We start from the raw sequence: 23,795 nt of genomic DNA on the forward strand, positions 1-23,795 counted from the left end.
AAATTAAACATATTTAAGTAGCAAGTTGTCTGACGTTTCAAATAGCGCTTAAGCGCTGGAAACCTTTGATTCAGCCGAGATAGTCATTTTTAGCTGGTGCATTTACTGATGATGACTATTTCTAAGATTGTCTGAGTTCAGAAATTGTTCCGATTCTAAAGGGCAAGTAGCTGCATAGATGATTTTAAATTACCTATGTTTATACTTACAGTAATTTGCTGGATTGCTATATTAGCTCGGCTGTATTTCATCAAGTATTCACAGTTATTCAACATTTGGAGTAGGCGTAGCCCGTCGTAGACATCACTCTTGGTTGCTACCATCATTGATTTTGGCTAGTTCTGGCAAAATTTCATCTAAGCTTTGGTTGATTTTTTACTATAAAAACTCTAAAAATGCAAGACCAAAGTTTAGCAAACACGGTAAATGCTTGCAATACCTTGTCCTGATAATTCTTTTGTCTAAAAATCGTCATTAGGCTAGAAACCTGGACGGTAGTCACTACAACACAGAGGTCGCGCGGTGAGCCAGCACGGTTTTGGAAAAATTCCATGAGCGACTAGCGTCGAGTTTTTTAATTTATTACCAAATAGTTTGAATAGTTGTTAATGTCTGAAGAAAGCAAATTACGGGTAACTAGGGAAAGACCTAAACAAAAAGCAGTAGCTGCGATGATCCTATCTGGCATGTTAGGAACAGTTGCTCTGTCAATTTGTCTCGTTGCGCCCGAAATATTACGATCTAAAAGTGCTAATACAATACCCACATTAGAGTCATCCAGAGCATTTAAAATTCGTGTTAATACCTCTTCTGTAAAGCGTCTCTTCTCAACCAAATAAGCAATTTCAAACACTGAAATAGCTGAAATATAAATAGGATTACCATCGTTGACTGCTTGTTCTAAAGCTGTTAAGACAGTTTTTGATAGTCTTTCTAGGTCAAAAATATACCAAATTAAAGCGTGTGTATCAGCAACTACTGATGTCATCAGACAATATCTCTGGGAAAATTAACCCACATTTCTTGACGAGCTTCAGTAATGTCTTCTTCAGTAATATCCATTGCTAAATCAGCACATAACCCTCTGACGCTACGTAAGGGAGTTTTAGGAGTATTTTTTTGATATAAAAATTCTGCAAAATTCAATAACTCTTGCTGCTTATCTATAGGTAGCTGGCGCAATTTCTCCAAGACTGCTTGCTCAATATTTATATACTCATCACCTTGTCTACACGTCATTCACAACCCCAACTTATTTAAGAAGTCGGGTTCTGGTGTTCGCTGTTAATTACGTTTTCGTGGAGTTCCCCAAATCTTGACTTGTTGATCAAATCCACCACTGGCAAGAATTTTACCATTTGGACTAAAAGCGATCGCACTTACCCAATCTGTATTTCCATTCAGTGTATTTATTAACTCACCTGTAGTTAAATTCCACAATTTAATCCCATCTCTGCCGGCACTAGCAAGGGTTTGTCCATCAGGATTAATAGCGATCGCATTTACCCAGTTATTATGTCCTGTAAGGGTGCGGACTAATTCTCCAGTATTAATATTCCACAGTTTTACTGTGCGATCGTGGCTAGCAGTAACTAATGTTTCCCCATCTGGTGTAAAGACGACAGCGCTAACAGCATTAGAATGAGCTACAAATTCACTGATTAATTTACCAGTGCTCAAATTCCACAGCTTGATTACACCCTTATTGTCACCACTAGCCAAGGTCTGTCCATCAGGACTAATGGATAGGGTATAAATCGAATTATCAAAACTTACTAGAGTCCCTAGAGGGCGTTGCTGTAGCAAATCCCATAGACGAATCCCATCCAAAGCTCCACTGATTAGAACTTTGCTATCAGGAGACACCGCTAAAGATAATACGTTACTGGTATGTCCGACAAAAGAGCGGCTAAATTTTAAATTTTTCAGGCTCCAGAGGTTAATCGTATTGTCATCACTACAGCTAGCAAGGGTTTGCCCATCTGGCGAAATCACTAAAGATTCTACAGCTGTTTGGTGTGCCCTGCTAATATTCCCCAACTTTTTGCCGTTTGCTGGATTCCACAAGCGAATTACACCCTCGTTTTCTCCACCTCCACTCACAAGAATTCTGCTATCTGGACTGAAAGCGAGGGATTTAACGGTTCCCTTATGTCCTCTGAGTGTGTAAAGTAGTTGGGCATTAGCAAAGCTACTGGTAGCTTGGAAGTTTGGCGTTACTTCAACGGCAGCATGAGCTTGATGAATATAAAACCCTTCCCAGATAGTCACTGGAAGGGCAACAGCTGTCACAAATGCCAGGATAATAGACGGATGCAGAAAATTACCCCCATCTCTTCCCTCACTACTCACACTTTTTCCTCACTTTTATAGATACGGTTACCCAAATCAATTTTGCAGAGTTATTAAGTAATAACTCTGCACTTCTTAAAGAGGCGGTTTTTTCTTAGAAACACTTAACATTGGCAAAGGCGGACTAGAAGAACGAGAGGGCAAATAATGTTGCACTACAGGCTCTTCTGGTAAAGAACGACGCTGCTGGAGACGCCACAACTTAAAGGCTAGCGCTATCCCTGTCGTTCCCAAACCAAAAGCGAACAACGACCAGCTATCATTCAATCCGCCAATTAGGGCATCCATAACGCCCATCGTAATCAATATACTGATTAGTGGCTCTTTTCGGTAGGTTAACTTTAAAAAACGAGGTAATACAGCATTCATCACAGCTTGGTTGGTTCCAGTTCACCTTTCGTGTATCTTTACCAAGAATACCTCACCCGTAATTTGCCTTTCTCATCTAAGGCAGAAACTAATTATGATTTTCTTTAGTAGGGGAGGAAATGTACTCATTAATCGCCTTGCATGTAGTAGTTGCAAGTCTATGATATTTCAATCACTAAATAGGTATTTTAATTCCTCTCTTACTTACATTCTAAGGCAATAATTTACGAATAAGTCTAATTAAACTATCTAGGGCGAAGTACTTCGCTATCAATTATTAAAGTCAAAACCAACTGGTTGTTCCAGCTGGTTGAAACTCTTTTAACTACTAGCTTACAACTTCTACCTTGTGCTTGTTGTTGGCACTACTTCAGACCCAGCCATGATAGCACCCCTTGATTGGTGACATATTCAATCACCAGCATCATAGCGAAGCCAATCATTGCAGCTCGACCATTTAAGCGTTCAGCATATTCATTAAAGCCAAACTTAGGCTCCTCTAGTCTAGGTGTAATTGTTGGTTGTGTTTGTGTCATTTTTCAGAAACCTTTTTTTCAGCAAACGGGAATTGATATAAGACTTCCAGCAGAAGTTGCGGATCAGGGGTAAAGGTTAAAGGCATTGACTAGTTATTTTACCCTTAACCTTTACCCTACATTTGGCAACTCATGAACTGATTGCAGTGCTTGAATGTCAAGATGACTTGAGAAATTCGGCAAAAGCCTCCTAGTAAGGAGCTATACAATCGCTCTTTTAATAAATTGTTACTATTCTTTATATATTGTATAAATACTGGGGTAATAGTCAAGGGTAAGAGTTTGGGGCCACTCAGATTAAATTGAGAAACTTAGGACAAAGATTAGCTATCTCTAATACAGCTATCTCCTAGATGAAAATAGCAAGCTTGAGATTAGCAGGCTACAGTTAAACAAAAAAATTATCAGAGGCGGTATATGGAAATCGGCGTTCCCAAGGAAAATAAGGATCAAGAGTTTCGGGTAGGGTTAAGTCCTTCTAGTGTGCGGGTGCTGCGAGAAAATGGTCATAGCATCTTCGTCGAGACACAAGCAGGTACTGGTGCTGGATTCTCAGATGACGACTACAGAAGTGCTGGAGCCGAGATTGTCCCCACATCAGAAACGGCTTGGAATCGAGAATTGGTTGTTAAAGTCAAAGAGCCGCTGACTTCTGAGTATAAATTTTTGCAGAAAGGGCAGATATTATTTACTTATTTACATTTAGCAGCCGATCGCAAATTGACAGAGCATTTAATTGATTGTGGCACAAGTGCTATCGCCTACGAAACTGTAGAACAACCTGGTGCTAACAGACTTCCTTTGCTTACCCCCATGAGCATTATTGCCGGTCGGCTAGCAGTACAATTTGGGGCGAGATTCCTAGAACGTCAGCAAGGTGGCAGAGGAGTGCTTTTGGGGGGTGTACCTGGAGTTAAACCAGGCAAAGTAGTAATTTTAGGTGGCGGCGTTGTCGGCACAGAAGCAGCTAAAATCGCTGTAGGCGTGGGTGCTAGCGTACAGATTTTAGATGTGAGTGTCGAGCGCTTGTCTTACCTAGAAACCCTATTTGGCTCTAGAGTCGAATTGCTTTATAGCAACTCAGCCCATATTGAAGCCGCAGTCAAAGAAGCGGATTTGCTTATCGGTGCAGTTTTAGTACTGGGACGTAGGGCACCAATACTAGTATCCCGCGAATTGGTCAAACAAATGCATCCTGGTTCTGTAATAGTTGATGTAGCCGTTGACCAAGGCGGTTGCATAGAAACATTACATCCTACATCCCACACAAATCCGGTATATCTTGAAGAAGGTGTGGTGCATTATGGCGTTCCCAATATGCCAGGAGCAGTACCTTGGACAGCAACTCAGGCATTAAACAACAGTACATTGCCTTATGTTGTCCAGTTGGCGAATTTGGGAATTTTGGCACTGGAAGTTAACCTAGCATTAGCTAAGGGTGTGAATGTGCAGAATCATCGCTTAGTGCATCCTGCTGTGCAACTGGTATTCCCTGATTTGGTAAATTAAGGTATGCAAGTGCCAGGCGATCGCTTTTTTTGATAGAGATAGCGATCGGCAATTAGACTAATTTTCTTGCCAAATGCGCGGATGGGTAGGTGTACAAAATCAGAATGGGCAAAAAATGGTTGCATCTCCATCTATATAAGATTTTAGAGGCTATGGTACTTTTAAACCATCCGCGCACCTTATGGGGACTGGTTTTCAGTGATTTGTATTTTGCGCTATGACTATTCCCTATGTTATGATTCACTCATTCGCGCAACTCAACCTTGAAAACCAAATACAACACGGCTTTCAGACGCCAGCGATTGCAATTAACTAAAATCCCTATTAGGGATTAAAACTGAAAAACACATAAGACTGTCATACTATTATCATTAGATTATTACAATTAACCAAAATCCCTATTAAGGATTAAAAGGGGAAAAAGGTAAGGCAGGTAAAGATGGCGATAAATTGCAATTCTTCGCTTACCTTCAGAATCTAGGTTTAATAATTAATGAGGTGGGATTCCGCCTACAATATGAACAACATCAAAAGCGATCGCTCGTCCAGCCTGGAAAACTAACAGAGCGATCGCTAACTTCAGTTCTAAAGTCAAGCATGGAAGGTGACTCTCATGCTTAGGTTAAAGGTTTATCGCCCTCTCCCTGTCGTTTTGTACCCTCCTCCCCTTGTGGTGCAGACATAATTTGGTTTTGCTGTTCTCGTAGCCAAGCTTCAAAGAGTTCATTCAGCAGGCGCACTTTCATAAACTCATCCAGTTGTGCTGAAATAAATTTTTCCAGCCGCAAAATCACGAACCAGTCAGCGATGCGGGTAGGGGGTAATATTTGACCTGGTTGACTGCTAGAGAGCATTTGCACCATTACCGGATGTAGTGCATTCAGTTCAATTGGACCTACTAAACCGCCAGTTTGGGCTTCTGGTCCAAGTGAATATTCCCGTGCCAAGTCAGCAAAAGAGTTTTCTTTTGCCTGAATCCGGAAGTAAAGTTCTTGGGCAATTCCCACATCTTGGGTTCGCAGCAGGGAATAAATTGCTTTATCTAGTTTTGCCTTAGACTGAAAAAAGTAAGATTCCAGTTTATTACCCCAAGTGGCTTGCTTGAATTTTTCAATTTTCAGCTTCCGAGTGGTAATAACTTCTAATTGTTCTGGAGTCAGCCCTTGATGTGCCATCCAAGCCTGGATGTCTTGTTCATTTTTTAACTGTTTTTCAGCATAAAACTGCTGTTTAGCTTGGGCTACTTCCTCAGGTGTAGACTCTATTGCTACCTTTGCGGAGCGTGAGTTTTGCTCTATTGCTTCATCAATGAGCAATTCGCGCTGCAACTGTGGCAGCATTTGATAACTTGCCAGTAAAGAAATCAGTTCACTAGCTGTGATTGTACGATTACCGATTTGGATCGCTTCAGTCATTAGCTTTCGGCCATCTCAAGAATATCTAGTTTGTAAAAGAAACTAAACCGTAACCGATTCACTGGGAGCTTTTGTCTTAATTTTACTGAGTTAGGTACGCTAACTTCACTTTTGCAATAATTAAATAGTGACTTGCTAGCATACTTTAAAATATACAGTTTATATGAGTTTTTATCAAAGATTCTACGTAAATACGACCAGATGTGAATGAAGATAAGGACAAATGACTAATGACAGTTCTCGCCACTGCAACTTAGAAAACGAAGTTATCAGACTGAGCTAGGGTAGGGTGTTTTGAGATAACCATCTCCTAACAAAGGTGTTTTTAGTTAAGCAAAAATACTCATTTGAAGCCAATACGCTTGGGTTAAGGGTTATTGGTCTAAATAATCGGTCTCTTGAAGACGCGATAATCGTGTCTCTAAATCAGGGTTTTGGGCTTATCTGAACTGTATTGCACTTCAAGCATAACTACTCATGCAGAATCTGGGTTAATTATCAGAGATAGAAAAAGGCAGCATTGGATGTGCTGTCTTTTTCTATGAGGTATCTATGTATCCCGCAACCAAAAACTCTAACGTCTACAACGACTCTAAATAGTTCAAAAGATCCGCCATTTCTTTGGCACTAGGTTGGAATTTTGGCATTGGCGGTGTTTTGCCACTGATTACTTGGTGAATCAGCCCATACCGAGACTTATGCTTTGAAACAGCTTGCAAACTTGGTCCCACTCGCCCGTCTGCTTCCAAGCCATGACAACCAGCACAGTTAATTTGAAAAATCGCGTGTCCTTGAACTGGATCTCCTGTTAGGGATAAAACACTCTTGACGTATGGATCGGAGGCTTGAACCAACTGAACACCCAAAAAGCCCAAAGGGACTGCTAGCAGTATAGCCAGCGTCAATAAAACGATTCGCTGAATCAAAATTTCAGGTTTGCTAATCTGGTTATCCAAAAGGTTTGTTGTGAAAGTCTAGGTGTGCTAAAAAGTTTTCATTTCCTACACATAGCTTAAAAGTTCTTGATTGTGTCTGCAAGCACAGAAGACTATTTTCTTGTGGGCAGTTGCTCTCTAAAAAGGCTGTAGGGCGCAGGATTCATACTAAATTTGGTAAAATCAAAAATAGGCAACGAATATTTAATAATTACAAAGAGGAGATTTACAGTGGTTGAACCCCTGCTATCAGGTATTGTCCTTGGTCTAGTTTTCGTCACCCTCGCCGGACTGTTTTACGCTGCCTATAAGCAATATAAGCGCTTCAATGAGTTAGGGGGATGAGGAATTTTGAGTGCTGAGTGCTGAGGCAGGAGGCAGGAGTCAGAGTTATTTCTCTCCCTGCTTCCCCTGATCCAAAAGCTACTCTCATTCCAAAATTGTGTAAAAAGTAAGTGATGTGTTGCCGTAAACTTTCTCGCGGCAAATTTCCCAAGCGGGAATCTCTAGCGGTGTCCAACCTTGTGAGGCGTGTTCAACTGCGATTTCGCCGCTAGGATCTAAAAGTTGATAGTGAGCGATCGCTTTTAATACTGGCTCATATAATCCACTTGCATAAGGTGGATCAAAGTAAATTCTATCAAATTGCTTACCTGATAAAATCTTTAACTGCTGGGTAATATCTCCCCGCAATATCTGAAGTTCTTGCTCGGCATTAGCTACCTGCTGCCAATTTTGTTGGATGGTGGCACAGGCTTGGCTCGATTGTTCAATTCCCACTACTAGGCTGGCTCCTCTACACAAAGCCTCTGCGCCCATTGAACCAGTACCGGCGCACAAATCTAGCCAGCGACAACCTGTAATTTCTCCCTGCCAAATATTAAAGACTGCCTCCCTTACCCGCGCACTGGTGGGTCTAGTTGCTTTTCCTGGTAAAGTTTTTAGCTGGCGATTACCGTAAATTCTCAGGCTCATGATCGATTAGTCGTTAGTCATTAGTGATTAGCCATTTTCATTTATTAACAAATCAAAAGGACAAACAACGAAGGACAAATCACAAAAATAGTATTAGGCAGGAATTTTTTCGCGGACTTGAGCAACAAAATTAGACAGGATTTGCAATCCGATATTAGAAGATTTTTCGGGGTGAAATTGAACTGCCATCAGGTTTTCATAGGCGATCGCAGCTGTTACGGTTTGAGTACAGTGGGTGACAGTTGCTGCACGGATTAGCGGGTCTATTGGGTCAACATAGTAGGAATGGACAAAATATACCCAAGGAGCGGCTGGTAAATGCTCCCATAAAATGCTTTTTGGCTGAGTCATTTCCAGCTGATTCCAACCCATGTGAGGAATAGTGATGTCAGGTTCAGGACGAAACCGCCGCACTTTTCCTTTGATAATTCCCAGTCCTGGTTGGATACCTTCTGCACTTGATTCAAAGAGAATTTGCAATCCTAAACAAATTCCTAAAAAAGGTTTACCAGATGCGATCGCTTCTTTTATAGGTTGTTCCAAACCACGCGCTCGCAGGTGTTGCACTGCTGGATCAAATGCTCCCACTCCTGGTAGGACTATTGCATCTGCCTGCTCTAATTCCTTTGGAGAATAAGTAACATTAGGAGTTGCCCCAGCTTTTTCCAAGCCTTTACAGACTGAGTGCAAATTTCCCATCTCATAGTCTACGACCGCAATAACTGGCATTTACCTGCTCCTTGTAAATTTATTATGGAGGGTTTTTCTATTCTAAATAATATTTGTTACGAAGAAAAGAATTCTATTAATTTATTTTGATATTTGTCTAAAGGATCAACAGTCAAATTTTTCTGATGATTTATTATTAGAAGTTACCAAACTTGAGTTGCTCCCCCATGACTTAACTTTTTTGCACCAGTTACCCGTAGATGTGCAACTTGCCAGTGATCAGGTAATTGCAAAAATCAATGCAATCCAACCTGATTAGATCATCTGTTGTGGCATGGCTGCAAGCCGTACACAATTAAGTGTGGAAGCAGGTGCTAGCTAGAAAGAAATTGTTTTGCAGACAAAAGTTGATTTAGAGGAATTAGTGGTATAAGCAGCAGCAATTGAGATTAGCCAGACTGCTGTAAATTTGTCTGCGAACGCGAGTGCGTCCGCACCAGAGGGTCTTTACTACTCAGTGTTGGACTACTTAAGCGACAACCAACTCACAGCACGTTGGATCTTTGTCCCAATACGGTTCGGTTAAGCTGCACAGTTTTTAAAGATCCCCCTTAGTCCCCCTTAAAAAGGGGGAAATAGAGCCATTTTGAGTAAGCCAATTTATCGGGGGGTTGGGGGGGATCGAGTCTTATCCGAACTGTATTGATCTTTGTCCACGTTCCGATTCTCAATCAAAAAAATTTGATGAGGATTCTTGGAGATTTCGTATTAATTATTAACAAACTGGCACTTTCGTAAAGTTGTTAGTGTCTGTATGGTGGAAGAAATATCTAAGTATATGTTGCCATTGTTACTAATTTTTCCAATTGCCCAATTAACTCCTGCCATACCACCACCTGAAGAAGTGGTACAACCGCAAGAAGTGCGACCCTTACCAGGTAAGTTGGATACAGTCCCAACGTTTAATAGCAATAGTCCAGAATTGGTTTTGAAAGAAGGAATTTTACTTTCGACTTTTCCACCAGATGGTAAAAAAGTGCCAACGGCGCATTTGAATTTTCCCTTTCGGGGGCGATTTGATATTTTTGCCCACCATATTACTAAGGCAGAACCACCAGAAAATTTACGTTCTCTTTATTTGGGAATAATTCTGCATAATCCTGGTTCTCAAACAGTGAAGGTAAATATTTGGCAGGCGGCGAGTTATTTAAGTCAACCGGATGCACCATTTATTCAGTTACCATCTTTTAGTCAAAATCTTTTAGGTATAGTTTTTGCTGGGCCAGGCGATCGCGTCATGTCTGATGTGCTTAGAGGAAAACGACAAGAGATTTTCCCTGCCCAAATTGAAATTCCACCAGCGCAAAGTCGAATGTTACTAAATTTACCAATTCCTGTGCAAGGATTGACACCTCCCCTAAATGGTCGATCTACATTGATCCGACTGTGGAGTAATGGGACTGTTTATGCAGCTAGCCTGGCGATGTTTGCGCGGGTAAATCCCGATGGCAGTGAGCGATCGCCTACCTTAGAAGAGTGGCAAAATTTATTAGATAATGGTGATTTGGCGGGCCCACGGGATAAACCCCCCACTCCCCTTGAGGAAACTGGTAAGCCTATAGTTTATGGGCGTGTAGCCGGAGTCGCTGGTGGTTCTCAATGGAGAGCCTTATTAGTAGATAATCCTAAAAAAAGCTATCTAACTATTCCCCAGCCTGGTCAAGTGTTTTCCTACGCTCTAAGTACCCTGCATGGTGGTACGTTAGGAACTGGTCAAATTCAAAGTGCTACTATGCTGGTGCGTTATCCTGACACCGCGTATCGCGCTCATGGCAACTACGGAGTTCAATATAGTCTCAAGTTGCCGCTATACAATAATACTCAGAGTCCTCAAACTGTTATTGTATCCATGCAAACGCCACTCAAAGAGGATCAGTTAGGAAAACCGGGGTTGCGCTTTTTGAGTACACCAGCGCGTCAAGTATTCTTTAGAGGAACGGTGCGGGTACATTACAAAGATGACCAAGGTCAGCCGCAAACTCAGTTTGTGCATTTAGTGCAAAAAAGAGGTCAACCAGGGGAGGCGTTAGTTTTATTAAATATGAAGGCAGGCGATCGCTCTTTAGTAGAAGTAGACTTTCTCTATCCCCCAGATGCTACACCACCGCAAGTATTAACAGTCTCAACCCAAGCTGAACCTCGGTAATGAGTCAGCCCCTTTGGAGAAGTCAAAAGTCAAAAGTCAAAAGTCAAAAGTCAAAATTAATAATCCCCATAAATAAATTTAGGGGCTTGTATCATGAGTCTTTTTCGGTAATATCAAGTTCCGATAATTAGTTATGATTCCTATAGTCATTCCACCCCACCCCGCCAAAGCTACGCTTTGTCTTTTCTCCCCTTGTTAAGCTAGGGTGTACACACAAGTATGACCAGCATAGGTTTCAACTCTTCTACTAGTTTCGTAGGGTGTGTTATGGACACACCGAAATAACAAATGAGTCCGCCGAAATAACTTTTGCGTTGGCGTAGCCCGCCGCAGGCGTCACCGAAATAACAAATGAGTCCGCCGAAATAACAAATGAGTTCGCCGAAATAACTTTTGCGTTGGCGTAGCCCGCCGCAGGCATTGCCGAAATAACAAATGAGTCTGCCGAAATAACAAATGAGTGCGCTGAAATAATAAATGAGTCCGCCGAAATAACAAATGAGTCCGCCATGATTGTAACAATTTAGCTTTGTCACGCCAGCGTAACGCACTGCAAATCTTTGGTAGATGAAGTTTTTCTGACTTGTGTGTACACTGTAGCCTTGCTAAGGTGAGGGGATTAAGGGGTGAGGTTTTCCAAGTTTAATAAGTAATCAAGCGAACATGATATAAGAGCTTTTCTCCAATTACCTATTACTAAAAAATATTAGTCAACTTTGTAAATAATACGAAAAACACCATCACCAAAACCTAAAAATATTAGAGGAAATATTAAGAAATTTAAATATATAAAAGTTATTTTAAGTTTTTTGTCATTTGACAATAACGAGAAATCAGGTCAGACAAACACTTATAATTACGATTGTAAAGCCCTGGACTTTAACTATTACCGAAGACAGCACTTTACTTGTAAAAACCATACGTATATTCTTCTGGATTCTTACGCCATCTGTTCAAGCAGCTAAACTCTGAGAATTGCTTTGCATAATGTTAAGTAATATTATGTAAATCTTATTTTTCTATGAAAAATGCACTAATTATTAAATTTTCATTAGATACTGTGACATTCACTTAGAGTGAGGCTCCTGGTATGCCCATTCCTAACACTTCTACACTGGACGGATTGCGAGTACTAGTGGTCGATGATGACCTCGATTCCTGTGTCTGGATTACTTGTTTGCTTGAGTTTTATGGGATTGAAGTTCATTCAACTTTCACGGTACATCAAGCGTTAACAGTGTTTGTCGAATTTCGCCCAGATTTAGTACTTAGTGATATTGTCATGCCCGATGAAGATGGTTATTCGTTGCTACGTCAGATCCGGCAAATCGAAGATAGACTTGACAAATCAACTCCCGTGATCGCAGTCACGGCACTCGAAGAGTTAGAAACGAGATTTCTGGAGTCAGAAGCAAGGTTTGACCAATGGTTATTAAAGCCTGTGGACATAGATGAGTTAGTCGGGGCGATCGCTTACTTAACAGGGCGGTCAATGTTAATCGGTGAATTAACTTCTTTATATTGATAAAGCTTTTCACCCTAAGTTTGTGTATTTAGGGTGAATACTTATTCCGCTCCATGCGTTGCAATAGAAACAGCAGACTATCGCAGGCAATAAAAGGACGGTATGGCAACAGATCAAAAAATCAATCAAGAAACTGAGTTCAATCCGCTCCAGCACCTTATTGGAATCATGATCTTACTGGTAGAGGATGAGCCAGATATTGCAGATTTGCTCATCTTCATTTTGGAAGCAGCAGGTGCAGAGGTGATGGCTTTAACCGATGCAGAAGCAGCCCTTGCTTTGGTCGAATCGCTTCATCCTGATATTCTGCTGTGCAATGTGAAGTTGCCCGATCATGATGGAAATTGGTTAATTGAGCAAATTCGAGTGCATTCTTGCCCATCCCTAAGACAGTTGCCTGCGATCGCTATCACTTCTTATACACGAGAGGTCTCAAGTCATAAGGCTTTGAATGCTGGCTTTAATCGATTTCTAGTCAAGCTTGAGAGTCCAGAGGAAATCGTAGATGAGATTGTTCACCTGCTATCTAGCGATCTTTAGATATAAATACTCGGTCTTCATCCATTCGTGAGAGGTTAAGACAAGATTACCTTTGTCAATTAGTAACTCTACTTAAAATATGTTGATAAATGGGATATTAAATTAATGTAAGTTCGACGGGTTGAAAAAGGTAGAAAAAATATCTCAAAGTAAAAACCTGCAAAAACACTGCTGAGTAAAGCTAACTTTTCTCTATCTAAGGAAACCCTCTAATTTTTCGCAGTACAGAACCGAATATCTCCATCCCTGAACAGTCCTTAACGGAAATTGTCTTGCAACGAGCGATAGAATTCGCTGACAAACCAGCGATGATTGACGGGCTAACTGGTCGAACGATAACTTATAGAGAACTAGCAGATTTAATTAGCATAGCTGCTGGTTTTGCTGCGAGGGGTTTTTCTAAGGGGGATGTAGTTGCTATTTATAGTCCTAACTGTCTGGAATATCCAATCGCATTTGGGGCGATCGCTAGTTAAGTGGAGTTAGCAGTACGGCGAATCCATCTTATACCGCTAGCGAACTGGCATATCAATTAAATGATGCTGGTGCTAAATATTTGCTGACAGTACCGGAACTACTAGAACGCGCCTTAGAGTCCGCTAGTCAGTCAAAAGTTGAATCAGTACTTGTGTTTGGTCATGCTGAGGGTGCAATCCCATTTTCTGCACTTTTAGAAGATTGTGACTCAGTACCAAAAGTACAAATTAATCCCAAAGAAGACGCGGTTGCTTTGCCCTATTCTAGCAGCACAACTGGTTTGCCTAAAGGTGTCACACTGACACACTAGAATTTAGCAGCCAATGTCTACCAACTTTCAAACCGCGAACTGATAAGTTCAGCAGACACAATTATTGGCATTCTCCCATTTTTTCATAGCTACGGACTGCAAACGATACTTTCGTAGGAGGCAAGCCTCACGCTAGATGGTTAAGCCTGTTCTATCAAATTTGGTGAAAAATAGCAGAAGGAATTAAGCGTTTTCCCGATCTTCCACTCTTATTTTCTCATCCAAAAACTTTAGCTGCTGGTATATACAGCTAATCTGCGGTAAATCCACACCTGCTGCTTGCGCTTTCCGTAATGGGTTGCCAAAAATTGCTTCTACTTCCAAAGGCCGCCTTTGGTCATAGTCAATTTTCATGCTGGTACGATAAGGCTTCATCTTCACAGTGTAATCCAGCATTGTTTGAATGAAGCTATCAGGAATGATGCGTCCGCAACTAAAGGAACCTGCTGCAACTTCATACATCAACTGTTCAACTAATTTGCGGGTGTGAACATAGGACATTAATTCATCTGTTCTAGCGTTGAGAATTACAGACAGTCCATTATAGGGAATATTCCACACCAATTTTTTCCATCGCCCTAGTAATAAGTCATCAGCTAATTCCATTGAGATACCAGCACTCTTCAAGTCATTGGCAATTTGCTGCATCTGATCTGTAATCCCAGTAGGATCATAGCCAGAAGCATATCCTCCTAGTGTAATTTGTCCATAGTCGAGGTGGCGGATATGTCCTGCTTCGACTTTATTGGAACAAAGAAAACACAACCCACCAATAATGCTGACATTGCCAACTATTTTGGCAACTTCTTCTTCTACCGCCAGTCCATTTTGCAATACCAACACTACCCCATCATCCCTGATTAGTGGCGGTAACATCTGCGGCAATAAATGGTTTTGTGTCGTCTTTAGTGCTACCACCACCACATCGCATTGTGGCATTTTTTCTACATCATTGTAGGCATTGACTTGAGTCAGGGTGAAATCACCATCTTTTGACTCAATAACCAAACCAGATTTACTGACATATTCATAATCACTCTTCAGCAAAAAGTGGACATCTAAACCAGCTTTTTGCAGTTTGGCACCATAAAAGCCACCTAATGCACCAGTTCCTAGAATGGCGTAACTACGCTCGGACATTTTGCTAACAATGAAATTTTTCTATGATGATCATAAGGCAAATGCGCCGCACACATACAGCCAAAAACTCTTAGTGTGGTATTAGGTAGTGAACCACGCTCGGAAAAGTTTCTTTCCCCAGCTAAGAGCCGCAGCAAGAACTGCGGTCTAAATGATAAGTCTTTAGCCGGACATGATATGACTAGGGTGAGATGTTGGATATATTTGTTAACTTTATTGAAAACCCTTTGCTGGCTTTTTTTGCCCCTTACCCTTGGGCTTAGATTTATTAACTTCTCCTAAAGCTTCTTGAAATAAGTTGTGTAGATGTATAGGAACGCTAGCAATTTCTGGTAACTCTGGCTCAATAGGTTTGTTGAATTCTTGCAAAAGTGCGTCCAAGTCACTTTCAAGGTGAAATGGACGTTGCAGATATTTCTGCAACACATTTTCTAATTGAGTTGGATACTGTTGCGCTAATCGATCCCAGATAAAAGCGTTAATACTTTTATCTTCGAGATAGTAGCGAATTAATTTTTCAGCCCCTTGAACACTTAGCCAATCCTCTGCTGATAAAATTGCTTGTATTTTACTATATGTTGGTAAAAACATTTGTCCCCAACGAGGATGAGAAAGAGCCGTTACCTGTTCTGCTTTCTTGAGTTCGGCAGGTAAATCAACTTTTGGCATAACCATTTTGCTATTGCCGTTTTTGCTATTAAACATCTGAGAAACTGCATTTGAGTCAGCACCAAATTCTTCTGCTGCTGCTTTGATTTCTTCATCTGTAATGCCAGCAGTTTCTGCCATTTCAGCCAATGACTTGGATGTATCAATTCCTGCTGCTGCAAAGCGTTGCTCAGTGATTAATTCTTGAAATTCAGCTATTTTTTTATTAAGCTGATATCCTGGTAATGTAATTTCATCAGTGCCAAAAAAGTCCACAAATTGCTGATGATATTGTGCTACTGACTGCCAAGCTTCCTCTAGCAAGTCTGGGGCATCGCTGTAAAGATTACTTTTATAGTTTTCTTTAAAATTACCAATTGCTACAGCAAGTTTTGGTTTACCCAATTTACCCATTATTGTATAGGACCCAGAAAACATCCAGTAGCTATCGGTAACAGGCGAAATGCGAGTTAGCAAGATTTCTCCAACTTTCAACCGAGAAATTGCCTGTAGCGTTTGGACATTATTTGGCTTGACAATGTAGCGTTTATCTGTCAGCCAGTTCGTTAACTCAAAACCATCAGGTAGGATGTTAGTGATGGCAAATAAGCCGATAAAACTATGATGCCAGCTGTTGATCAGGTTGCGATCGCTCTGGTCTAAATTTGGATGGCTTTCGATAAACAACTCTAATGGTGACTTATCACCGACTTTCCCGGCTGTCAGAAAGCTATCGATAGTTAAGTCCTGCTGGGTACTATCCCCACTTCCACGGCGCAACTGTTCTGCTGCATAAGTTTCCAGTGCTTGTGCAAGTTCACCTTCAGCATCAAGGACAAAATCAACTAAGGCTTGTTTTAATTGGTGCGATCGTTCTAATATGACATCCACAAGTTAATCTCTCGGTGCAACAGATGTAAATTATAGCTTTTGAGAGAATTGCAGCATCTAGCTATTGCTAGATATATGAAGATGCACACTTAGCGGATTTAGGCGTCAAGCTTCTCCTAAACTAGATACAAGGCATCACACAAGGTTATTGCAGATGGTTGCAACTCCAAATTCTAGCTATATTTCTCCAGAAGACTATTTTAAAGGAGAAGAAACCAGTCCTATCAAGCATGAATATAGACAAGGACAGGTTTACGCAATGGCAGGAGCAAGTAATGCTCATGTGATTATTTCTCTTAATATTGCTTCAATGTTGAGAAATCATTTGCGCGGGAGTAATTGTCAGGCTTATATCTCAGACACCAAAGCACATATTGAGTCGATTAATATCTATTACTACCCCGATGTGATCGTAAGTTGTGACCAACGAGATAAAGCTTTTAACAACTTTCTGCGTTACCCCTGTTTAATTGTAGAAGTGCTATCTTCGACAACAGAAGCTTTTGATCGAGGTGATAAATTTGCTGACTACCGACAGATGGAGTCACTTCAGGAATATGTACTTGTGAGTCAAACTCGGTTAAATGTTGAGTGTTTTCGCCGCAACTCAGAGAGACAATGGGTACTTTATCCCTATGGACAAGAAGATATCATTCATTTGGCAAGTGTAGATTTTCGGTGTGCTGTTGCAGATGTCTATGAAGATGTTACTTTTGAATTGCCATAATTGACTGAGTGAAATTGAAGCGATTTGAACAAGCTACACTTTAACAATTTAAAATTCAAAAAGAAAATATATATGCTTCTTAACTTATTTGATAATTTAGTAACTTCGCTATAGAAACGCTATTTACGCTGCTGATTAAATAAGTTTGTTGTTAGGCACTGAAATGCTTACTATGTAACAGATAAAGTGAGTTTGACAGACCGTTAGTACTGCAATGAGTAAGTTAAAAGTATTATGGAATAAGCTCTTTAGGACTTTTCAATGGTCTGCTTATTTACACCGTGCTGTACTAGGTTGAAAGCCCGAAACTAGAATCTTAAGGATTTAAAAATGCGTTTTTAGAGAGCAAAATAAAAAGGCAAAAGAAGATTTTCTTTTGCCTTTTCATTTTTTACCTTTTAATAAAGACGCAAAATTTCAAGTCTCTACTCCTCGTCAAAATCATCTTCCTCGTCTTCTTCTTCTTCCTCGAAATCGTCGTCGTCTGCTACTTCATCGGCGATTAATTCATCTTCATCATCTAGAATTGACCTTTCTGCACGTCTGCTACCAAAACCAGATTCCCCAAGAGTCGGAGAATCTAAATTATAGGTACGAGCTGTGCGGTCATCTAAGACCATATCCAGGGGGTCATCAACTTCATCCAAGACACTACTGCTAATCTCAGCAGTATAATCATCGATCGCACCGGGTTCATCATAGGTATTGTACCCGGTACCAGCCGGAATCAATCGCCCGATAATCACGTTTTCCTTTAATCCGCGCAGCCAGTCGGATTTGCCTTCGATAGCTGCTTCGGTAAGGACTCGTGTTGTTTCTTGGAAGGATGCGGCGGAAATAAAGCTGTCGGTGTTCAACGATGCTTTGGTGATACCCAACAATACTGGGGTATATTGTGCTCTAGCACCGCCTGTAATTGCCATAGCTTCGTTTACTTGCTCAACTTGGCGGAGTTCCACCAATTCACCAGGAAGCATGGTGGTGTCACCACCATCATCAATCCGGACTTTGTTGGTCATCTGGCGAACAATTACTTCAATGTGCTTATCTGAAATATCAATCCCCTGAGATTGATACACCATTTGCACTTCATTCACCAAGAATGTCTGTACCTTCTGCAAAGCATAGCTAGCACAAGCATAAACTCCGTCTTCGGAACCCAGGCTAAAGAAGATTTCCAAAATTTCGTGGGGGTTGGATGGGCCATCGGTCAACGGCTGTCCTGCTAAGACAGTCGCTCCATCTGGCACAATCAAATTTTGTCCTGGGCCTAAAGGATAATCTGTAACCACACCATTTGATTCTACGACCTTGATGGCGATCGCTTCATCACCATCGCCATAAACTACCTTAACTTCACCCGCCCGGCGACATAAAATGCACGCTTCTTTTGGTTTGCGAGCTTCAAGCAGTTCTTCAATCCGGGGCAAACCTTGAATGATATCTCCGGTTTTGGCGCGTTCAAACACCAACAACACCAAGTTATCACCCCGTTGTACCAAATCCCCATCTTCTATCTGCAACACAGCACCAGGGCTGACTCGATAAGGGCGACCGACACGGGTAGTAATAGCGTAGTTCTGAGTTTGGAGTGAGGAGTTAGAAGTTTCAGAATTAACTCCTAACTCTTCACTCTTAACTCCTAACTTTTTAACGTCTACTACTTGTCCTGATTCTTGGGCAAAAACTCCAGGAGCAACTTCTGTACCTTCTACTAACAAGTCACCCACCTTTACTTTAGGCTGAGTACTAGTATTGACCGTAAGCATGTCAGTGTGACGCAACACCAAACAGCGACGCACGTTTTCGGTCCCTTTTTGAACGCCCCGGACTATCCCCCCTTCTTTACCCAAGATTTGGGTCCGTGCAACCACAGAGCCGGGAGCGATGCTTAACCCATCTTGTACCTCAAGTGTGGTCTGGGTGCTACCTTGGGTGGCATCGGCGGTAATGTCTCGACGAATTACCAAGGACTCCAAAATCACCAACTGCAAGCGTTGAACTTCTGAGTCTTCGGCATCCTGTACCAATTCAATATCTGCTGCTAAAGGCGAAGCATTGTGGTCTTGTTCTCCTTCTTGCTCAATTTCCAGTACTAGCTGGGTTCGCAGCAGTTCCACACCTTCAACGGACTTGACGCGTTCCGAATCTTTGTAAGGTAGTCGTTGCACAGCCCGCAACTGAATTGAGCGCCCAGTTTGTTGACTTACCGATGTAGTTGATGGCACATCAGGATTATCCGGTACGGCAAACTCGACTACCGGACGACTCAACAGGGCAGGCCCTTCTGGTGTCTCCACATACTGGATATAACGTAATTCCGTGGCCACACTGCCTTGAAACTCCTCACCTGGTTGGATGAAGGTGTTATCTCGCCCGATAACTGATTCTGGATCGTCCACCATCAGCAGTTCGCCTGGCTTCACCACAACTTCCCGCAGAATGTCGTTTTTCTGGGTGACTTCTACCACACCGCTGTTTTGGCAGAAAATATCTTTCACTACTTCGGTGCCAGCTTCCACAAACTGACCGTCTTCTACCAACAGCAAGGAGATATCTTTATTGACTTCGTGGCTTTCTTCGGGAATCCACAAAAGGGTACCGCCCTGCACGACTTCATAACCGAGCTTGGCTTTGCCTTTTTTCTGGACTTCTACACCCGCGAATTTCAGGAATCCACCAGTGGTCGTGCGATAACGGTCATCAATTAACTCGGCCACTACTTGACCATTTTGCACTTTTGTGCCTGGTGTAGCTCGGAGGTTAAATACCTGGTTGTTGCCAGTGGAGACTAAGTAGTTATTGCGGCCTTGGGAACTTTGGACTGTTACCGTTGCCTGGTCTAATACCACAGAAGCGGTGATAATCTCAATTTCCCTGGTACTTTTACCTGGAGTTGCTTCGGGCAAGCGCACCACACCACCGTGCAAAGTGGTTAACTTGGTTTCTGCTAAGACTCCATTTGAGGCGATCGCATCACCATTTTTGACAATCAATTCTGCGCCAGGCGGCAAGTTATAAACTTCCCCAGACAAAATCCAAATCAAACCACCGCGTGCGGCTGTGGTTGTAGTATTGCCCTGACGGTCAGTTTTTTGTTCTGGAACTACTTCGGCAAATTGCACTTCCCCTGCCAAGTCAGAGGCGACATCTTTAACTGCTTTTTCTGTATTAGTCCGAGTTGTGCGTCCACCGAGGGCAACCTCTGCCAACAACTGACCTTGTTTTACCTTGTTTCCATCAAATACATATAGTGTTGAACCTTGAGTCAGATGAACCTCTTGGTTGTCTGGGGTAACATCACCTACTTTTGTTGGCTCCAAAAGCAGGATGCCATTAGCCTCAACATACAGGGCATCTTCCCCGTGGCGGGTACGATATGTTCTGGTTTTCAGTTTGCGGGGAAGCTTGACAGTCCCATCAATTTTAGAACGAACTTGTTGCGCCACTTCCCCTGTAAACACACCACCTGTGTGGAATGTCCGCATGGTTAACTGAGTACCAGGTTCACCGATACTTTGGGCGGCAATAATCCCCACAGCTTCACCCAAGTCCACCATCTTGGCGTGGGCTAAACTCCAGCCGTAGCAGTGTTGACACACTGAACGTGCGGCTTCACAAGTTAGGGGCGATCGCACCACAACTTCTCCCACCCCAGATTTTTCAATTTTCTTCGCCAAGTCCTCAGAAATTGGGGAATTGCGTGGTGCAATCACTTCTTTTGTCACTGGATGCACCACATCTTCGCCAATTACCCGTCCCATCAAGCGGGTTGCTAGAGGAATCAAGGTTTTGGCACCTTCTGTCATTGGTCCAATGGTAAGACCTCTGGTGGTGCCGCAGTCAAATTCCCGAATAATTACATCCTGCGATACATCTACCAACCGCCGGGTGAGATAACCAGAGTCAGCCGTTCGTAAGGCAGTATCCACCAATCCTTTTCTGGCACCGTAAGACGAAATGATGTATTCCGTCACAGTTAATCCTTCACGGAAATTGGTTTTGATGGGCAAATCGATAATTTCCCCTTGAGGATCTGCCATCAGTCCCCGCATCCCCACCAATTGCCGGACTTGGGAGATGTTACCCCGGGCCCCAGAGAATGCCATCATGTATACGGAGTTCAGGGGATCAGTCTTCTTGAAGTGGACGACTACTTCATCTTTCAAGGCTTCACTGGTACCATTCCAGGTATCAATTACCTTTTGAAAGCGTTCTACTTCAGTGATTTCTCCCCGTTGGTAACGAGTTTCAGTGGCGCGAATTTCTTCTTCGGCTGCTTCTAAGAGCAATCGCTTAGTTGGTGGCACCATCAAGTCATCTACACTGATGGAAACCCCTGCTTTGGTAGCGTAGCGAAATCCCAAATCTTTGAGCTTGTCCGCCATCACTGCGGTTCGCGCCGTACCATAATTCGTAAAGGCCCAAGAAATTAATTTTTGCAGTTGACTTTTGTTAACTACGCGATTGCGAAAAATCATTTTTTCAGTCATTGATCATTAGTCCTGAGTCTTGAATCAATAGTTAGGAGCCATTCAATTTTGGATTTTAGATTTTAGATTTTAGATTTCTCCTTCAATCCAAAATCTAAAATTGGCAGAGTTAAGAGTTGGGAGTTATTAATTCAAAACTCATCACTCATCACTCATAACTCATCACTAACTAGCAAGTGCTTCCTGAATGGCATTATTGTAAATAACACGACCAGGAGTTGTGTATATATACTGTGAAACTACATTGCCTTTAGCGTCTTGTCTGACTCGGCGGAACTTATAGAGTAATGTCCGGCTACCATCCTCGTTTTCTGTCACTTTCACGGGTTCTGTATCCGGTTGGTCTGATTCTATTTCACCGTCAAACCGCACATAGATATAAGAGTGCAAGTCAATTTGCTCTTGTTGAAAAGCCATAATTACATCCTCTAGCGAAGAAAAGTACTTTCCTGCACCTTTTGTCGCACCGGGATTTTCTGCTGTTAAGTAATACGCTCCCAACACCATATCTTGGCTGGGCGTGATGATCGGTTTACCCGTGGCTGGTGACAAAATATTGTTAGAAGCCAACATCAGCAACCGCGCTTCAGCCTGACTTTCTAACGACAGCGGGACGTGTACCGCCATTTGGTCGCCGTCAAAGTCGGCGTTAAATGCCGGACACACCAGAGGATGCAGTTGAATCGCTCTACCTTCTACCAAAATCGGTTCAAAAGACTGAATACCCAAACGGTGCAACGTTGGTGCCCGATTTAGCATCACAGGGTGTCCTTCAATCACCTCTTCCAGCACATCCCAAACACTGGGGTCATTGCGGGATATCAGCTTTTTCGCAGCTTTGATATTATTTACCATACCGCTACGAATGAGGCGGTTAATCACAAATGGTTGAAATAGCTCAATCGCCATTTCTCTAGGCAAACCGCACTGGTGAATTTTCAGCTTTGGCCCAACAACAATAACAGAACGTCCAGAGTAATCAACCCGTTTACCTAACAAGTTTTGTCGGAAACGTCCTTGCTTACCCTCAATAATGTCGGACAAAGATTTCAGAGGTCGGTTATTTGCCCCTACCACAGTGCGTCCCCGACGACCATTGTCAATCAAAGCATCAACCGCTTCTTGCAGCATCCGCTTTTCGTTCCGCACAATAATCTCTGGTGCCAAAATTTCTTGCAAGCGTGCCAAACGATTGTTGCGGTTAATTACCCGCCGATACAAATCATTTAAATCGCTGGTTGCAAACCGGCCGCCATCTAGCTGCACCATTGGGCGCAAGTCTGGGGGAATCACGGGAATAACTGCCATTACCATCCACTCTGGTTTGGAACCAGTAGCGATGAAGTTGTCAATTACCCGCAGTCGCTTAATTAGCTTGGCTCTCTTTTGTCCCTTGGCGTTGCCAATTTCTTCGCGTAGGCTTTCGGCTTCTTGCTCTAAATTGATATCGGCAAGCAAACGCAACAGTGCTTCAGCACCAATACCTACCTCTACGCCTTGCAGTTGAGAATCTTCGCTATAAATTTGGTCTTCTATTTCCAACCACTGGTCTTCACTCAGTAGCTGTTTGTAAGTTAAAGTTTCGGCATTACCTGGACTCAGGACAACATAAGAGTTGAAATAAACAATCTGCTCGACATCCCGTAAGGGCATATCCAACAGGATGGAAATGTAGCTAGGAATGCCTTTGAGATACCAGACGTGAGCTACTGGTGCAGCGAGTTTAATATAGCCCATGCGGTGGCGACGCACGCGTGACTCGGTGACTTCTACTCCACAGCGCTCACAGACAATACCTCTGTGACGAACTCTTTTATACTTGCCACAATGGCATTCCCAATCTTTCGCGGGGCCAAAGATGCGCTCACAAAATAAGCCATCCATCTCTGGCTTGAGAGTTCGGTAGTTAATCGTTTCTGGCTTGGTAACTTCACCGACTACCTGACCATTGGGCAATGTTCTCTCGCCCCACTGGCGAATGCGTTCAGGGGAAGCCAAGCCGATTTTTACGTAGTCAAACTGATTAGTTTGGGCAGGTCTCATACTTAAGTGCTGAGTTATGAGTTATGAGTGTTGAG

At 42.4% G+C, this 23,795-nt stretch carries 24 protein-coding genes; 8 read left to right on the forward strand and 16 right to left on the reverse strand.

Annotation, left to right across the window (positions count from 1 at the left end):
• Nucleotides 1-155: 155 nt before the first annotated feature.
• From V7K48_RS24395 to V7K48_RS24420, 6 genes are all read right to left on the reverse strand, one after another.
• Entirely contained in the window at nucleotides 156-326 is a 171-nt protein-coding gene (locus V7K48_RS24395; RefSeq protein ID WP_335076178.1) for a hypothetical protein, read from the reverse strand.
• Nucleotides 327-574: 248 nt separating this feature from the next.
• Entirely contained in the window at nucleotides 575-988 is a 414-nt protein-coding gene (locus V7K48_RS24400) for a type II toxin-antitoxin system VapC family toxin (protein WP_335076180.1), read from the reverse strand.
• Entirely contained in the window at nucleotides 988-1,212 is a 225-nt protein-coding gene (locus V7K48_RS24405) for a DUF2281 domain-containing protein (RefSeq protein WP_335076410.1), read from the reverse strand. The genes V7K48_RS24400 and V7K48_RS24405 overlap by 1 nt, the downstream gene beginning before the upstream one ends.
• 72 nt (nucleotides 1,213-1,284) lie before the next feature.
• A complete protein-coding gene (locus V7K48_RS24410; protein ID WP_335076182.1) occupies nucleotides 1,285-2,352 on the reverse strand; it encodes a WD40 repeat domain-containing protein in 1,068 nt (355 codons plus the stop codon).
• A 75-nt stretch (nucleotides 2,353-2,427) separates the two neighbouring features.
• Nucleotides 2,428-2,721, reverse strand: a complete 294-nt coding sequence (locus tag V7K48_RS24415) for a hypothetical protein (RefSeq protein ID WP_335076184.1) — start codon at nucleotides 2,719-2,721, stop codon at nucleotides 2,428-2,430.
• Between the two features lie 365 nt (nucleotides 2,722-3,086).
• The gene (locus tag V7K48_RS24420; RefSeq protein WP_334975163.1) at nucleotides 3,087-3,257 is read right to left on the reverse strand and encodes a chlorophyll a/b-binding protein; all 171 of its coding nucleotides are present in this window, start codon (nucleotides 3,255-3,257) and stop codon (nucleotides 3,087-3,089) included.
• Between the two features lie 417 nt (nucleotides 3,258-3,674).
• Here V7K48_RS24420 and ald point away from each other — a divergent pair, with 417 nt between their 5' ends.
• Entirely contained in the window at nucleotides 3,675-4,766 is a 1,092-nt protein-coding gene (gene ald, locus V7K48_RS24425; RefSeq protein ID WP_335076186.1) for an alanine dehydrogenase, read from the forward strand.
• Here ald and V7K48_RS24430 read toward each other — a convergent pair.
• From V7K48_RS24430 to V7K48_RS24440, 3 genes are all read right to left on the reverse strand, one after another.
• Nucleotides 4,763-4,897, reverse strand: coding sequence for a hypothetical protein (locus V7K48_RS24430; RefSeq protein WP_335076188.1), 135 nt, complete (start codon nucleotides 4,895-4,897; stop codon nucleotides 4,763-4,765). The genes ald and V7K48_RS24430 overlap by 4 nt on opposite strands.
• Nucleotides 4,898-5,383: 486 nt before the next feature.
• Nucleotides 5,384-6,181, reverse strand: coding sequence for a peptidylprolyl isomerase (locus V7K48_RS24435; RefSeq protein WP_335076190.1), 798 nt, complete (start codon nucleotides 6,179-6,181; stop codon nucleotides 5,384-5,386).
• Nucleotides 6,182-6,762: 581 nt separating this feature from the next.
• A complete protein-coding gene (locus V7K48_RS24440) occupies nucleotides 6,763-7,137 on the reverse strand; it encodes a cytochrome c (protein WP_335076192.1) in 375 nt (124 codons plus the stop codon).
• A 210-nt stretch (nucleotides 7,138-7,347) separates the two neighbouring features.
• Here V7K48_RS24440 and petG point away from each other — a divergent pair, with 210 nt between their 5' ends.
• Entirely contained in the window at nucleotides 7,348-7,461 is a 114-nt protein-coding gene (petG, locus tag V7K48_RS24445; RefSeq protein ID WP_300414119.1) for a cytochrome b6-f complex subunit V, read from the forward strand.
• 84 nt (nucleotides 7,462-7,545) lie between these two features.
• On the opposite strand, the gene rsmD is transcribed toward petG, so the two are convergent.
• Together rsmD and hisH are read right to left on the reverse strand one after the other, a co-directional pair.
• Complete coding sequence (gene rsmD, locus V7K48_RS24450; protein WP_335076194.1) at nucleotides 7,546-8,091, reverse strand: 16S rRNA (guanine(966)-N(2))-methyltransferase RsmD; 546 nt, start codon at nucleotides 8,089-8,091, stop codon at nucleotides 7,546-7,548.
• A gap of 93 nt (nucleotides 8,092-8,184) precedes the next feature.
• Nucleotides 8,185-8,820: an imidazole glycerol phosphate synthase subunit HisH gene (gene hisH, locus V7K48_RS24455; protein WP_335076196.1), complete on the reverse strand. Its 636-nt coding sequence runs from the start codon at nucleotides 8,818-8,820 to the stop codon at nucleotides 8,185-8,187.
• A gap of 778 nt (nucleotides 8,821-9,598) precedes the next feature.
• On the opposite strand from hisH, the gene V7K48_RS24465 reads away from it, so the two are divergent.
• Nucleotides 9,599-10,966 carry a DUF3370 domain-containing protein gene (locus V7K48_RS24465; RefSeq protein WP_335076412.1) on the forward strand — a complete coding sequence of 456 codons (1,368 nt, stop codon included), beginning with the start codon at nucleotides 9,599-9,601 and terminating at the stop codon, nucleotides 10,964-10,966.
• A gap of 265 nt (nucleotides 10,967-11,231) precedes the next feature.
• On the opposite strand, the gene V7K48_RS24470 is transcribed toward V7K48_RS24465, so the two are convergent.
• Nucleotides 11,232-11,477, reverse strand: coding sequence for a hypothetical protein (locus tag V7K48_RS24470; protein ID WP_335076198.1), 246 nt, complete (start codon nucleotides 11,475-11,477; stop codon nucleotides 11,232-11,234).
• 579 nt (nucleotides 11,478-12,056) lie between these two features.
• Between V7K48_RS24470 and V7K48_RS24475 the strand changes: the two genes are divergently transcribed.
• From V7K48_RS24475 to V7K48_RS24490, 4 genes are all read left to right on the forward strand, one after another.
• Complete coding sequence (locus V7K48_RS24475) at nucleotides 12,057-12,491, forward strand: response regulator (RefSeq protein WP_335076200.1); 435 nt, start codon at nucleotides 12,057-12,059, stop codon at nucleotides 12,489-12,491.
• A gap of 102 nt (nucleotides 12,492-12,593) precedes the next feature.
• On the forward strand, nucleotides 12,594-13,031 hold the full coding sequence (locus V7K48_RS24480; protein WP_334975179.1) for a response regulator: 438 nt from the start codon (nucleotides 12,594-12,596) through the stop codon (nucleotides 13,029-13,031).
• A gap of 272 nt (nucleotides 13,032-13,303) precedes the next feature.
• Nucleotides 13,304-13,507 carry an AMP-binding protein gene (locus tag V7K48_RS24485; RefSeq protein ID WP_335076201.1) on the forward strand — a complete coding sequence of 68 codons (204 nt, stop codon included), beginning with the start codon at nucleotides 13,304-13,306 and terminating at the stop codon, nucleotides 13,505-13,507.
• Nucleotides 13,508-13,551: 44 nt separating this feature from the next.
• Nucleotides 13,552-13,818, forward strand: a complete 267-nt coding sequence (locus V7K48_RS24490; RefSeq protein ID WP_335076414.1) for an AMP-binding protein — start codon at nucleotides 13,552-13,554, stop codon at nucleotides 13,816-13,818.
• Between the two features lie 183 nt (nucleotides 13,819-14,001).
• Here V7K48_RS24490 and V7K48_RS24495 read toward each other — a convergent pair whose 3' ends face one another.
• Together V7K48_RS24495 and V7K48_RS24500 are read right to left on the reverse strand one after the other, a co-directional pair.
• Nucleotides 14,002-14,958, reverse strand: coding sequence for a putative 2-dehydropantoate 2-reductase (locus V7K48_RS24495; RefSeq protein WP_335076203.1), 957 nt, complete (start codon nucleotides 14,956-14,958; stop codon nucleotides 14,002-14,004).
• 213 nt (nucleotides 14,959-15,171) lie between these two features.
• Complete coding sequence (locus tag V7K48_RS24500) at nucleotides 15,172-16,497, reverse strand: hypothetical protein (RefSeq protein WP_335076205.1); 1,326 nt, start codon at nucleotides 16,495-16,497, stop codon at nucleotides 15,172-15,174.
• 154 nt (nucleotides 16,498-16,651) lie between these two features.
• On the opposite strand from V7K48_RS24500, the gene V7K48_RS24505 reads away from it, so the two are divergent.
• Complete coding sequence (locus V7K48_RS24505) at nucleotides 16,652-17,224, forward strand: Uma2 family endonuclease (RefSeq protein WP_335076207.1); 573 nt, start codon at nucleotides 16,652-16,654, stop codon at nucleotides 17,222-17,224.
• 425 nt (nucleotides 17,225-17,649) lie between these two features.
• Here the strand turns inward: V7K48_RS24505 and V7K48_RS24510 are convergent, their stop codons facing one another.
• Both V7K48_RS24510 and V7K48_RS24515 read right to left on the reverse strand, forming a co-directional pair.
• Complete coding sequence (locus V7K48_RS24510; RefSeq protein ID WP_335076209.1) at nucleotides 17,650-21,717, reverse strand: DNA-directed RNA polymerase subunit beta''; 4,068 nt, start codon at nucleotides 21,715-21,717, stop codon at nucleotides 17,650-17,652.
• A gap of 165 nt (nucleotides 21,718-21,882) precedes the next feature.
• On the reverse strand, nucleotides 21,883-23,760 hold the full coding sequence (locus tag V7K48_RS24515; RefSeq protein WP_334975190.1) for a DNA-directed RNA polymerase subunit gamma: 1,878 nt from the start codon (nucleotides 23,758-23,760) through the stop codon (nucleotides 21,883-21,885).
• Nucleotides 23,761-23,795 lie beyond the last annotated feature (35 nt).

Origin of the sequence: Nostoc sp. (assembly GCF_036919615.1) — a bacterium.
Lineage (GTDB): Bacteria > Cyanobacteriota > Cyanobacteriia > Cyanobacteriales > Nostocaceae > Nostoc.

What these genes read in the sequence shown, in the direction of transcription:
- V7K48_RS24430 (WP_335076188.1), bottom strand. Translation starts at nt 4,897, where the DNA reads ATGGAGATGCAACCATTTTTTGCCCATTCTGATTTTGTACACCTACCC.
- V7K48_RS24400 (WP_335076180.1), bottom strand. Translation starts at nt 988, where the DNA reads ATGACATCAGTAGTTGCTGATACACACGCTTTAATTTGGTATATTTTT.
- V7K48_RS24415 (WP_335076184.1), bottom strand. Translation starts at nt 2,721, where the DNA reads ATGAATGCTGTATTACCTCGTTTTTTAAAGTTAACCTACCGAAAAGAG.
- V7K48_RS24510 (WP_335076209.1), bottom strand. Translation starts at nt 21,717, where the DNA reads ATGACTGAAAAAATGATTTTTCGCAATCGCGTAGTTAACAAAAGTCAA.
- rsmD (WP_335076194.1), bottom strand. Translation starts at nt 8,091, where the DNA reads ATGAGCCTGAGAATTTACGGTAATCGCCAGCTAAAAACTTTACCAGGA.
- V7K48_RS24420 (WP_334975163.1), bottom strand. Translation starts at nt 3,257, where the DNA reads ATGACACAAACACAACCAACAATTACACCTAGACTAGAGGAGCCTAAG.
- V7K48_RS24465 (WP_335076412.1), top strand. Translation starts at nt 9,599, where the DNA reads ATGTTGCCATTGTTACTAATTTTTCCAATTGCCCAATTAACTCCTGCC.
- V7K48_RS24495 (WP_335076203.1), bottom strand. Translation starts at nt 14,958, where the DNA reads ATGTCCGAGCGTAGTTACGCCATTCTAGGAACTGGTGCATTAGGTGGC.
- V7K48_RS24505 (WP_335076207.1), top strand. Translation starts at nt 16,652, where the DNA reads ATGGTTGCAACTCCAAATTCTAGCTATATTTCTCCAGAAGACTATTTT.
- ald (WP_335076186.1), top strand. Translation starts at nt 3,675, where the DNA reads ATGGAAATCGGCGTTCCCAAGGAAAATAAGGATCAAGAGTTTCGGGTA.
- V7K48_RS24470 (WP_335076198.1), bottom strand. Translation starts at nt 11,477, where the DNA reads ATGGCGGACTCATTTGTTATTTCGGCGGACTCATTTATTATTTCAGCG.
- V7K48_RS24435 (WP_335076190.1), bottom strand. Translation starts at nt 6,181, where the DNA reads ATGACTGAAGCGATCCAAATCGGTAATCGTACAATCACAGCTAGTGAA.
- V7K48_RS24480 (WP_334975179.1), top strand. Translation starts at nt 12,594, where the DNA reads ATGGCAACAGATCAAAAAATCAATCAAGAAACTGAGTTCAATCCGCTC.
- V7K48_RS24475 (WP_335076200.1), top strand. Translation starts at nt 12,057, where the DNA reads ATGCCCATTCCTAACACTTCTACACTGGACGGATTGCGAGTACTAGTG.
- hisH (WP_335076196.1), bottom strand. Translation starts at nt 8,820, where the DNA reads ATGCCAGTTATTGCGGTCGTAGACTATGAGATGGGAAATTTGCACTCA.
- V7K48_RS24395 (WP_335076178.1), bottom strand. Translation starts at nt 326, where the DNA reads ATGATGGTAGCAACCAAGAGTGATGTCTACGACGGGCTACGCCTACTC.
- V7K48_RS24515 (WP_334975190.1), bottom strand. Translation starts at nt 23,760, where the DNA reads ATGAGACCTGCCCAAACTAATCAGTTTGACTACGTAAAAATCGGCTTG.